Source organism: Nonomuraea sp. NPDC049400 (assembly GCF_044466425.1).
In the GTDB taxonomy this organism is placed as follows: domain Bacteria; phylum Actinomycetota; class Actinomycetes; order Streptosporangiales; family Streptosporangiaceae; genus Nonomuraea.
Genome location: NZ_JBITMP010000062.1, coordinates 54,342 through 65,685 on the forward strand (window position 1 = coordinate 54,342; position 11,344 = coordinate 65,685).

At 67.8% G+C, this 11,344-nt stretch carries 8 protein-coding genes and 1 pseudogene; 2 read left to right on the plus strand and 7 right to left on the minus strand.

Annotation, left to right across the window (positions count from 1 at the left end):
• Positions 1-18: 18 nt before the first annotated feature.
• Together ACIBVN_RS52075 and ACIBVN_RS52080 are read right to left on the minus strand one after the other, a co-directional pair.
• Positions 19-2,134 (minus strand): annotated as a pseudogene (locus ACIBVN_RS52075) (Tn3 family transposase).
• 65 nt (positions 2,135-2,199) lie between these two features.
• Positions 2,200-3,894, minus strand: a complete 1,695-nt coding sequence (locus tag ACIBVN_RS52080) for a GAF domain-containing protein (protein WP_397148885.1) — start codon at positions 3,892-3,894, stop codon at positions 2,200-2,202.
• Between the two features lie 114 nt (positions 3,895-4,008).
• Between ACIBVN_RS52080 and ACIBVN_RS52085 the strand changes: the two genes are divergently transcribed.
• Positions 4,009-4,650: a response regulator gene (locus tag ACIBVN_RS52085; RefSeq protein WP_397148887.1), complete on the plus strand. Its 642-nt coding sequence runs from the start codon at positions 4,009-4,011 to the stop codon at positions 4,648-4,650.
• A gap of 12 nt (positions 4,651-4,662) precedes the next feature.
• Here ACIBVN_RS52085 and ACIBVN_RS52090 read toward each other — a convergent pair whose 3' ends face one another.
• A complete protein-coding gene (locus tag ACIBVN_RS52090) occupies positions 4,663-5,337 on the minus strand; it encodes a CBS domain-containing protein (RefSeq protein ID WP_397148889.1) in 675 nt (224 codons plus the stop codon).
• 97 nt (positions 5,338-5,434) lie between these two features.
• The gene (locus ACIBVN_RS52095) at positions 5,435-6,277 is read right to left on the minus strand and encodes a universal stress protein (protein ID WP_397148891.1); all 843 of its coding nucleotides are present in this window, start codon (positions 6,275-6,277) and stop codon (positions 5,435-5,437) included.
• 145 nt (positions 6,278-6,422) lie between these two features.
• On the opposite strand from ACIBVN_RS52095, the gene ACIBVN_RS52100 reads away from it, so the two are divergent.
• Positions 6,423-7,079, plus strand: coding sequence for a helix-turn-helix domain-containing protein (locus ACIBVN_RS52100; RefSeq protein ID WP_397148893.1), 657 nt, complete (start codon positions 6,423-6,425; stop codon positions 7,077-7,079).
• A gap of 353 nt (positions 7,080-7,432) precedes the next feature.
• On the opposite strand, the gene ACIBVN_RS52105 is transcribed toward ACIBVN_RS52100, so the two are convergent.
• From ACIBVN_RS52105 to ACIBVN_RS52115, 3 genes are all read right to left on the minus strand, one after another.
• Entirely contained in the window at positions 7,433-8,854 is a 1,422-nt protein-coding gene (locus ACIBVN_RS52105) for a wax ester/triacylglycerol synthase family O-acyltransferase (RefSeq protein WP_397148895.1), read from the minus strand.
• A 64-nt stretch (positions 8,855-8,918) separates the two neighbouring features.
• A complete protein-coding gene (locus tag ACIBVN_RS52110) occupies positions 8,919-9,692 on the minus strand; it encodes a universal stress protein (RefSeq protein ID WP_397148897.1) in 774 nt (257 codons plus the stop codon).
• A 571-nt stretch (positions 9,693-10,263) separates the two neighbouring features.
• Positions 10,264-10,632, minus strand: a complete 369-nt coding sequence (locus ACIBVN_RS52115; protein ID WP_397148899.1) for a hypothetical protein — start codon at positions 10,630-10,632, stop codon at positions 10,264-10,266.
• Positions 10,633-11,344: the final 712 nt, after the last annotated feature.

The window sequence follows — 11,344 nt, forward strand, 5'->3', positions numbered from 1 at the left end:
CCGCCGCCCTGGGTCTTTCTAGAGCGGGTCGCCGGTGTGGAAGGGCCGCAGACTGTCTCCAGCTTCGGCGCGGGAGAAGGCGTAGCGGCCCAGGAAGTTGATGTGGTCGTAGGCGATCGGCGACAGCCGGGCGCACATCTCGTCGGTGACGGGGAAGCCCTGCCCGCGCAGTTGGGTGACGGCGGCGTCGAGGTAGAGGCTGTTCCACCACACCACGGCGTTCAGCGCCAGACCGAGAGCGCCGAGTTGGTCTTCCATGCCTTCGCGGTAGCGCTGGCGCAGCTGGCCGCGGTTTCCGAAAGCGATCTTCCGCGCGAGCCGGTGGCGAGCCTCCTGCACGTTCAGTTGGGCGCCGATCATCCGCCGGTAGCCCTCATCATGCAGGAACTGCAGCAGGTGCAGGCTTTTGAAGATGCGGCCGTAGTGCGCGAACGCCTCCCCCAGGCCGGTGGGGCGGCCGTCGGTCGACAGCATCAGGATCAGGTCGTAGGCGCGCACCGTACCCATCGTCAGCGAGCCGGCGACGCGCAGCATGTCGCCCCAGTGGGAGGACGATGTCGGAGTAGCTAGCGGTGTCGGTAACGATGGTCTCCGGCCGAGGTCCGCCGTCCAGGTTGAAGATGGCGTCCAGGATGAACAGCGAGTCACGCAAGGTGCCGGGCACAACCAGCCCGCCGATACCCATCACTTGGTCGTTGACAACGTTCAGCCAGGTCGCGCCACGCTGGCGGCCGAAGTAGAGCGGGTTGTGCCCGGCGTGCAGGCTGGCCACCGGCACGACGAAGCGCAGCCCATCGGCCGAGGCGATGTGCCCGCTGCCCGAATGCCGGACGATGTCGATGCCGGACTGGGCGGCAATGAGGCGGGCGTTGGCGGCTGCGATCGTCTCGCCGCGCAGGTAGCCCTGGTCGACCTGCTGCAGCCGGGCCCGCGTGAGGGCGGGCACATTCGGCTTCTCGATCGGCACTAGGCCCACGTTGCACGCCTCGGCCACGATCAGCGCGGCCAGGCTCATCGGGAAGTCCTCCATCGCGGTGTCGGCTCCGGAGACGTGCGTAAAATCGGCCGGCAGGCCGGTGCGGTCGAACACCTCCAGCAGCAGCTCGGGAAAGTCCACCCGCGGCAGCATGCCGCCGACCAGCGTCCGTAGTTCCTTCATCAGCGGCGGCTCGGCCAGGGCGCCGAGTTTCTCCAGCCGCAGCCGTCCGCCGACGAACTGCACCGCGGTGTTGCCGCCAAGCCCATCCAGCACCCGCATGTAGGCGGCCTCCAGCGCGCTGGCGAGCTCGGCCAGATGCCCGGCCGGCTCCAGCTCGTGTTCCAGTGAGGCCAGCACCTGCGGCCGCGCCCGCTCCCACGCCTCCCCGGCCAGCAGCCGGGCGCGGGGGTCGCTCCAGCGTTCGGAGCCCTCGGCGAACACATCGCGCCGCCGCAGCGCGCCGTGCAGGTGCATCAGCGCGCACAGCACGAACGCCGCCTTGTCGACCTGCCCGGTAGGCAGGTCCGGGTTGCGGTAGACCAAGCCCCGCCAAGAGCCGGTGATCAGCTCGTCGTGGGCGGCGATGTCGACGGGCGCGTAGCGGCGGCGGCTCCTGGCCATGGCCGCCGCGGTGCGCACCATCGCCAACACCGGTGCGCCCGCCTCCACTGCCCGCAACCGGATCACCTCCAGCAGCGGCTCGATGAAGCCCTGCACCGTCCGGTAGCGCTTGACCAGCTCAGCCCGCCACTCGGCCGCCGCGTCGTCGTCGGTAACCGGCACGAACTCCACCACCGTCTCCACCGCGGCCGCCAGCCTCTCGCGCGGCACCACCTCCTCGATCGCCTTCCACACCTCCACCAGCGACACCAGCCGATCCTCCGTCGCCTCCGGCGCGGTGATCAGCACCTCCATCGCCGAGGCCATCGTGCGGGCCGCCTTACGCAACTTGGGAAAGGTGCGCAGCTGCTCGGCCTTGCCCGCCCGCTCCGCCTTGGCCAGCAAGTTCGTGCGATCGCTTGACCCACTTTTGAGGACAAATGGCAGTCCTACGGCCGGAAAGCCAGGACTGTCAGGAAGGGGTGAGAGATACCCGGCGGTAACAGGCCAGACTGCATGACACGATGACCAGGAACCCGCATGCGGGGCTGCCATCACGACACCCGAGCTGGGCCGGCTCCTCTCAGAGCTCCGAATTCGGAGCCCGGGGACCTTCCGCTTCACAGCGGGACCTGCCAACGCAGCCGCGTTCCTCCAGTCTCCGGGGTCTCCAGGCCCGCAGCGCCGCCCAACCGCGCGGCCCGTTCCTCGATGTTGCGCAGGCCGCTTCGACGCTCCGTCTCTTCTAGGCCGACGCCGTTATCTGTGACCACGAGAACGAGTTGGGCGCCCGCGGCCTCGACGAGAACATCGGCACGGCCGGCGTGGGAGTGGCGAACCACGTTCGACAAGGCCTCGCGCAACACGGCCAGCAGATGCTCGGCGACCGGCGCAGAAACCATCGTGTCGATCTGCCCTTCCATGCGCAGGCCCGGCATGAAGCCCAGATGGCCGGCGGCGCCCTCCACCAACTCCACGATCTGCCCGCGCAAGCTGGGCATGGCCTCCTCGCCAGAGCCCTGCAACGCGAAGATGGACGAGCGGATCTGCCGGATCGTCTCGTCCAACTCGTCGATCGCGTGCTGGACTCGCTTGGCCGCTTCCGGCCGCTCTATCAGCCGGATCGTGCTCATCAATGTCATCGCCGTGGCGAACAGGCGCTGGATGACCACGTCATGCAGATCTTTGGCGATGCGATCGCGGTCCTCCAGCAGTCCGAGCCGTTCGGCATCCCTGCGCGACTCGGCCAGCTCCAGCGCGATCGCCGCCTGACCGGCGAACGCCTGCAGCATCTGCTGATCCGCCCCGCTGAACGGCAGCCGGCCGCTCCGCTTGGCGAGCACCAGCACCCCGCGCACGGCGGGAACCCTCCCCAGCGGCACCATCACCCCCGGCCCGTAACCCAGCCGCCGCAGCGGCGAGTCAGGGTACGGAGCCCTCTGCATATCCACATCGGACACCGGCTCCCCCTGAGTGAACACGTCACCTGCGAGCGTGGCCGACACCTCGAAAGCGGTGCCCGGCAACTCCTGCGCGCCTTCCCCTTCCGCTACCTCAACGATCAGAGATTGCCGGGACAGGTCCGGCAGCAGCACCTGGACCAGGTCCGCGTCGCTTATCTCGCGAGCGCGCGCCGCCACCAAGCTCAGCACCTGCCGCGGATCGGCGCCGGACAGCAAGTTCGTCGTCACCTCCGAGGACGCCTGCAGCCAGATCTCGCGCCGACGCGACTCCTCATACAGGCGGGCGTTCTCCACGGCGACGCCGGCGGCGGTGGCCAGGGCTATCACGATCGCCTCGTCGTCCTCGTCGAACTCGCCGCCACCGCGTTTCTCCGTCAGGTAGAGATTGCCGAAGACCTCATCCCGCACCCGTATCGGGACGCCCAGGAAGGTGCCCATCGGGGGATGGCCGGGCGGGAAGCCGTACGAAGCCGGATGATCAGAGATGCGGCCCAGCCTCAATGGACGCGCGTCCTTGATCAGCAGGCCGAGCAGTCCCAGGCCATGCGGCCAGTGCTCGATCCTGGCGATCTCCTCCTCGGTCAGCCCCACCGGGATGAACTGGATGAGCGTGTTTTTCTGGCCGATCACGCCCAACGCGCCGTAGCCGGCATCCACCAGCTTCGTCGCGGTCTCCGTGATGCGGCGCAGCACGGTCTCCAGATCGAGCTCGCTACCTACCGACACCACGGCCTCAAGAAGCGCATGCACCCGATCGCGAGTGGCCAGCACGGCATTCAGCCGCGACTGCAGCTCTGCCAGCAACTCATCAAGCCGCGTCTGCGGCATCAACGGATGATGCTCGCTCTTCATACTTGTCAGTGTGTCACCGGATAGGCCACGACATCCGTCTCCGGTGCCCCGCGACAACGCGGTTCGGGCATGCAATGCTTTCGGTCCTGATGGCGGTCGGATAGCGTCGGAAGCATGATTCGTGTGTTCCTCGTCGACGATCACGAGGTCGTCCGGCGGGGCATCGCGGCGCTGCTGGAGGCCGAGGACGACATCCAGGTCATCGGCGAGGCCGGCACGGCCGAGTCGGCGGTTGCCCGCATCCCCGCGCTGAAGCCCGACGTGGCGGTGCTGGACGTGCGACTGCCGGACGGCAGCGGCGTCGACGTGTGCCGCGAGGTGCGCTCCCGGGTGCCCGGGCTGGCGTGCCTGATGCTGACCTCGTTCGCCGACGACGACGCGCTGTTCGACGCGGTGATGGCGGGGGCTTCCGGCTATGTGCTCAAGCAGATCCACGGCTCCGACCTGGTGGGCGCGGTCCGTACGGTGGCGTCCGGGCAGTCGCTGCTCGACCCGCAGACCACCGCCGCCATGCTGCAACGCCTGCGTGACCAGGCTGCCAGGAAGGACCCGCTCGCGGCGCTGTCGGAGCAGGAGCGGCACATCCTCGAGCTGATCGGCGAGGGATTGACCAACAGGCAGATCGGCGAGCGCATGTTCCTGGCCGAGAAGACGGTCAAGAACTACGTGTCCAACCTGCTGGCCAAGCTCAACATGCAGCGCCGCACCCAGGCGGCGGCGCTGGCGGCGCGGTTGCGCGACGACCGCCGCGAATGACCAACCGGCACGTCACAGCCCTGTGTCTTCCACATCCCGAAGGGCCGCGATGAGGAGATCGTCCTTGTCGAAGGCCACCTCAGACCGCACGTCCACAACTCCCTCGATCAGCCGAATCTGCTCCGTCAATGCGAGGGCCTGTGATCTCCACTCGACCGCACCGCTGATCTTCACCACGCCCTGGTTGATGTTGATCGTGAACGCCGCGGGATTCGGCAGGACGGCCCTGACGTCTGCTTCCAATTCCTCGACCGGGCGGCTGAAGACGCGCAACACGTCACGCTGATGCAGGGTGCCGATGATCTGTCCGGTGCCCATGTCGATCACGGGTAGCTGCTTGAGGCGCTTGGCATGCATCAGCCGAGCCGCGTCACGCAGGGAAGTGCTTGGCGTGACAGTGATCGCCGGCGAGGTCATGAGCTGAGCCGCCGTCACGCCCGCGGCCTTCTGGTGCTCCTGCTGCTGCTTGTGAGACTCGAACATCGAAACGCTGTGCCGTACTGTGTCGGCCTCCTTGAGCAGCAGGTCATCTTCGGAAACCACACCTACCGGCCGCCGGTCCACCTCGATCACGGTGACCGCGCCCACCCTGAACCGCTCCATCGCCTCCACGATCTCCGCGAACGAGGCATCCTTCAGCACGGCGATGGCAACGCGCCCCATGACGTCCTTGACCTCGAGTGACATGACATACACCTCCACTCCTAAAGTCCTCCACCAACGCCTCGCCCAGCAGTGGCGAACGTCCCCGATGCCAGAGGACCAAGGTCCTGGCCGGCATCTTTCACGCTCGGACCACTGCGACCGGGCAGCGTGCGTGGTGCAGGGCACCCCGGCTGACCGAGCCGAGCACCATCGAGCCCAGCGCGCCGCGCCCGTGCGAGCCCACCACAAGCAGGTCCGCCCGCTCCGACGCATCGGTGAGCGCGTCCACCGGATTCGCGCAATGCACATCCTCGACCAACCTCACCTGCGGATAGTCCCTGCTGAAGAGAGCCACCCGGTCGCGGACGGCCTGATGCTGCGCCGTACGGACCTCGTCCAGGTCGTAGGAGGCCTCTGGAGCGAAGGCGTGCACCGGCAACTGCCAGGCGTGCAGCACTCGCAACGCGCTCCCCCGGAGCTTCGCCTGCTCGAAGGCGTAGACCAGCGCGGGCTCGCACTCCGGCGAATCGTCGACCCCCACCACGATCTCCCCGTATGTCGGCCGATGCTCCCCTCGAACGACCACGACGGGGCAGTGAACGTGCCCGGCCACGTGCATGCTGACGGAACCCACCAAAACACCGGAGAATCCGCCCAACCCACGGCTGCCGACCACGATCTCGGTGGCGCCCTCGGCCTGCTCGCGCAGGACTTCAGCCGGTGCGCCCTCGATGTCCCGCGTCTCGACCTCGACAGCAGGCTGGCGCTCGCGCACCAGTGCCTCCGCCTCGCGCAGGATCCTGTGCCCCTCTCGCAGCAGCAGATCCGGCATGGCAGGGGTGGGGTGTTTGCTGATCTGGTACGGCGAGCGGTCCACGGCGTGCACGATGCGCAGCGGCACCCGCATGCGGAACGCGTCGTTGGCTGCCCACTCCACCGCGGCTCGCGAGGTCACGCAGCCGTCCACTCCCACGATGATCATGGCGTGCCTCCTTCGTCACCTCCATCGGACCCTGCTCACGCGTGTCCGCAGCAGGGCCGGAGGTCGGTGGGGCAAGGGCCGAAGGACCCTGTCTGCCGGAGGGCCTGGTGGGTAGCTTCATGGCCATGACCAGGGAGGACACGCCATGACAGGTAATGGCGACTTCGGACGTCGCATCCGCTATCACCGCCATCGGCTCGGGCTTACCTCCGAGCAGGTCGCCGACCGGGCAGACATGTCGGCCGGGTACGTCCAGCACCTCGAAAGCCATCTGGGCACACCCGACGCAGGCACGGTGACCCGGCTGGCCGCTGCTCTTGAGACCACGGTCCAGGACCTGCTGGGCGGCGGGCGCGAGCGCCCGCCCGGCCCCGGTCCCGCCCCGGCCCATCCTGTCCTGGAGGTTCTCGAGCCCGAGGAGTGCCTGCGGCTGGTCGCCCCGGGCGGCATCGGCCGGGTGGCGTTCAACGGCCCGGACGGGCCCACCGTACTGCCCGTGAACTACAAGCTCCACGACGGCGCCATCGTCTTCCGCACCGCCCACGGCGGCCCCATGGACCAGGACCTGCGCACCGGCGTGGAAGGCGTGGACATCAAGATCGGCTTCCAGGTGGACCGGATCGACGAGGCCCAGCGGGCAGGCTGGAGCGTCCTCATCCAGGGTCCTGCTCACCACGTGCCTCAGCAAGAGGTGGAAAACGTCACCGAGGCCGACGTCACCCCCTGGGCGGGTGGCGAGCGCCAGCTCTACATCCGCATCGTCCCACACAAGATCACCGGCCGCCGCATCCACGGCCTCTGAGGAGACATCGTGCCAGAGGTCCCGGCGCAGTCGTTGACGAGATCCTGCAGTTGATCCAACGCGCTGGAATTCTCCGCCAGCTTGCCAAGCGCCCGCACGGCAGTGCCCCGGATCAGCGGCAGCAGGGGCTTCGCAGGCCGGATCGCATTCTTCAGCACTAACAGATCTGAGATGATCACGACGTTGTGGTGCTACAACAGAATGAGCGCCTGGGTCTACGCGCTCATGGTTCTGAGCACAGTGACGCTCTGGGGCCTGGTGATCACGGCGATCGTGCTGACGGCCAGACATATGAGCAGATCAGCCCGCATATACCCCGCCTTCGCAAGCAAAGCATAGGAGCCGCACAATCCTTAGGCGCGGTCCCGAGTTCGGGCGTGTCCTGCCCTCTTGGGGCTCGGTTTGAGCTCGTCCAGAGCCTCGCGCAGGTAGCCGGAGAAGCCCCACACATCGGGGACCAGTTCCCTGCAGGCGGTGATCCCGACGTCGAGGCGCCCGTTGTAGGAGAAAGCCGTGATGTTCACCCCGCCGCTCACGTCGGTGACCACGGACACCGGATAGTGCGCGAGCAGCTTGACCCCCGCGATCCGCAGCGGAAACTGCGGGCCCGGAATGTTGGAAACAACCACGTTGAGGGGCGGCGCCGTCCGTCCCACCAGCTCCAGCGCGGCGCGGTCGGCCAGGCCGTTCAGCGCGGCGGGCATGCTCTCGCTCAGGTCACGAAGCAAGCGAGCCGGTGTCAGGGCGAACCGTTCCTTGATCTGCCGCATCGCCTCGCTCACGAGTTCAAGCCGACGGCGGGCATCGTCCACGTGCGTGGGCAACTGTGTGATCATCATGGTGACCTGGTTGCCCTCGTTCATGCCCTCCCGCCCGCGCACGGAAAACGGCACGCCCGCGACCAGGGGAACTTCCGGCAACGCTCTGTGGGCCATCAGCCAGCGGCGCAACGCGGAGGCCGCCAGCGTCATCACGACGTCGTTCACCGTGACGCCGAAGGCGTTCTTGACTCGCTTGATCTCCCTCAGCGGCAGCTCGACGAAGGCATAGCGGCGGCGGGAGGAGACCGGACCACCGAGCGGGGTGTGCGGAGCCGCCATGTCCGGCAGCTCAGGCAGCGGTTCGCGCCGCATCAGCCGCGCGATCCCGCTCGCGCCGGGCAGCCGGGAGATGACGGGGAGCTGGTCCAGCACCGGCAGTGCCTCGCCCGCGAACCGCAGCAAGTGCGCGGGGTTCCCCGCGAGGTGCCAGGCGCTCCTGGCCAGCATGTGCCACAGACCCGGCGGGGCCTCGGGCCGGCGCGCGGCTGCTTCGGGAACGGGATCCATGAGCGCGGCGAGCACCTCCGCCCCCGTCAGCCCGTCGACGGCGGCGTGGTGGACCTTGGCGTAAATACCGCAGCGGCCGCCGGCCAGGCCGTGGATCAGGTGCATCTCCCACAATGGGCGAGCTCGGTCCAGTCGCTGCTCGTGCAGGCGGGCCACCTGTTCGCCCAACTGCATGTCGTCACCGGGAGGCGGCAGGGTGAGCTCCCGGACGTGATAGTCCAGGTCGACTTCGGTGTCGTCGGCCCAGTACGGGTGGTCCAGGCCGAAGGGCACCCGGACCAGGCGTCGCCGTAGCTGCGGCACCCCGGCCATACGCTCCGCCAGCCTGTGCTGAATCTTCTCCCTGGACAGGTCCTTGCCGAGTACCGCCAGCCCGCCGACGTTCGCGATGTTGGTGGCGGTCTCGAAGTTGAGGAACTGCGCGTCCAGCGCGCTCAGCTGCCGCATGTCTCCACCTCAACCAGCCAGGGCCTCCGTCGCACATGGACCCGCGGCCACGCGATCGATCCCCTTACTCCCGTACCACCGCCACGGCGCAGCGGGCGTGGTGCAACACCCCGTGACTGACCGAGCCGAGCAGTACCGAACGGAAGCCTCCCCGCCCGTGCGACCCGACAACCACCAGCGCGGCCCGCGCAGAGGCATCCACCAGGGCATCGACCGGGTGAGCCCGCCGCACGTCCTCGATCACCTCCACCTGCGGGTGCTCCTGCCGGAATCGGGCGAGCCTGGCGGCGACGACCTCATTGGCCGCCGCCGTTATGTCGTCCGGGTCGTAGTTGACCTGCGGGGCGTACAACTGCACCGGCCGCTGCCAGGCATGGATCGCGCGCAGCGGGCCGCCGCGCAGCTCAGCCTGGCGGAAGGCGAACTCCAAGGCGGGCTCGCACTCCGGCGCATCGTCAACGCCGACCACAACCTCACCGTGTGCCGACTCCTGCCCTGGCCGCACCACGACGACCGGGCAGTGCGCCTGGCCGGCCACGTGCAGACTCACAGAGCCGAGCAAGGCACCCGAGAACCCGCCCAGCCCTCGGCTGCCCATCACGATCTCGGCGGCGGCCTTGGACTGCTCGCACAGCGCCGATGCCGCAGCGCCTTCGACGATCTCGGTCGATACCTCGACGTTCGGCTGGCGCTCACGCACCGAGTCGGCCGCCTCGCTCACTGTCATCTGCGCCACGCGGACGAGCACGTCCAGTTCGAGCCAAGCATGGAATCTGGAGAACTGGTACGGATCGCGGTCCACTGCGTGCACGATGCGCAATGGCTCATGCATCCGCATCGCGTCATCCGCCGCCCAAGACACCGCCACGCGCCGCCGCCGATCCGTCGACACCTGCGATGATCATGTCAGCCTCCCCTTCCTCCCATCGCACCGTGCACGACGGCACCGCCCCAGGGTCATAAGTCCCTGGTGGGCAGGGCCAAGGACCCGGTCAGACCGGCTCGCTGTCCGTGTGCTCCCCGGTACCGGGCTCTACCAGGCCTCGACGACGGGCACAAGTTCTTCCCTCGCATGTGAAGGGAGTGTGGATCTCTTTCCAGCAGGCAATAGGCCAAGTTCCGGTACGCCGATGGCGTGTGGCGCGGCCGTGAGTCGCTACTGCGTCACTTACAGCAGGTGTCCGGTGCTCACCGTGCCATTCCCGGCACGGCTGCGAGCCTTGTCCCGTTCAAGAGTCCGTCGGCATGGTCTGGAGCGCTTGTTTGCGCGAGCAAGCGGCCAGGCAAGCACCTTCCTCGCGGCGTGTCGGAGCAGGAGCGGCACGTTCTCTCAACATGGAGCGGGCGCGTCTTGGCCTATGTACAGCCGGGACCCCACCGGCGCAGTGAGGTCCCGGCCAAGGCGGAGCCTACGCGGGCGTGCAGCTGTGGTACCCCGAGTGGTACCCCTTCATGAAGCCGCGCTCATAGGGCTTCATGGGCATGCCCATCCGCATCCGCATCCGCTCGTGCATCCGCATTCGATCATGCATCCGCATGTGCATGCGGTCGGACGGCTGCTCGCCTTCGCACTCCGCCCGACCGTCGGCGAAGCCTTCCCTCCTGCCGCGGTCGTACTGCTTTTGCTCATCATCTGGCGGCTGGCCCGCCACGTGGGAGTTGGCCACGCTCTCTGTGAGGGTCTGCGCGGCCACGGCCGGGGAGGCTGCGCCCGATCCGAGCGCGATGGCCGTCAGAAGCCCTGAACCAGCCAACATCAGACTTTTCTTGATGCGCATCCTGGTCTCCCTTCCGGTCACCACCCAGACTGGGCCGGGCCGCGTGACCATGACGTGATGGCAGCGTGACGGCCGCGTCACCGCGGCCGGCAGCCCCGCGCCGACCGCTTCTCGCAGGGGTCGACGTTCCTGAAGACATCTCGAGGGAAGCATGCCTCCCGCCTGAGTGAGTGCAGCGTCGAGCAGCCTGTCCGGAAGCGATGGCATGGGTGGCAGGGCGGCTTTCTCCTCCTCGCCTAGCGGATTAACGATGGGTTCGGGTCAGGAGATGACGCTCTACTACATGTCCGGGTCGGATGGAAGGAGCCCGGTGACGACGAGGCCGATGACGGCGTCTCTGGCGCGGTCCTGCGGCCATTTATGGCTCGCCCGTAGATGCACGTATCCCCATCCGGCGGTGTTGAACAAAACCGTGGCGGTGATCGTGGGAGGTGCCTGGCGGAGGGTGCCGTCCAGCGCCCCGTCCTGAGCACCCGGTCGAACGGACTGGCGAAGACATCACGACCATGGCGTCGGGACCAGGCTCGTGGAACATCTCCCCATAGGGACGTACATGCCGGCCAGCAGTTCGAGGTGCTGATCGGCCGCCCGGAACATGGCCTCGAGCATGGCGCGCCGCGTTAGCGTCCACGGGAGTGGTGTACGGGTTTGAACCTACTCGTCACCTTGATGCCCGTAAGGGAAGATCGATGTGACATGAGGGCGGCCACTC

Bases quoted from the DNA above. Each gene is read 5' to 3' on its own strand.
- ACIBVN_RS52110 (WP_397148897.1), bottom strand. From the start codon at position 9,692: ATGCGGATGCATGAGCCATTGCGCATCGTGCACGCAGTGGACCGCGAT.
- ACIBVN_RS52095 (WP_397148891.1), bottom strand. From the start codon at position 6,277: ATGATCATCGTGGGAGTGGACGGCTGCGTGACCTCGCGAGCCGCGGTG.
- ACIBVN_RS52090 (WP_397148889.1), bottom strand. From the start codon at position 5,337: ATGTCACTCGAGGTCAAGGACGTCATGGGGCGCGTTGCCATCGCCGTG.
- ACIBVN_RS52105 (WP_397148895.1), bottom strand. From the start codon at position 8,854: ATGCGGCAGCTGAGCGCGCTGGACGCGCAGTTCCTCAACTTCGAGACC.
- ACIBVN_RS52085 (WP_397148887.1), top strand. From the start codon at position 4,009: ATGATTCGTGTGTTCCTCGTCGACGATCACGAGGTCGTCCGGCGGGGC.
- ACIBVN_RS52080 (WP_397148885.1), bottom strand. From the start codon at position 3,894: ATGAAGAGCGAGCATCATCCGTTGATGCCGCAGACGCGGCTTGATGAG.
- ACIBVN_RS52115 (WP_397148899.1), bottom strand. From the start codon at position 10,632: ATGCGCATCAAGAAAAGTCTGATGTTGGCTGGTTCAGGGCTTCTGACG.
- ACIBVN_RS52100 (WP_397148893.1), top strand. From the start codon at position 6,423: ATGACAGGTAATGGCGACTTCGGACGTCGCATCCGCTATCACCGCCAT.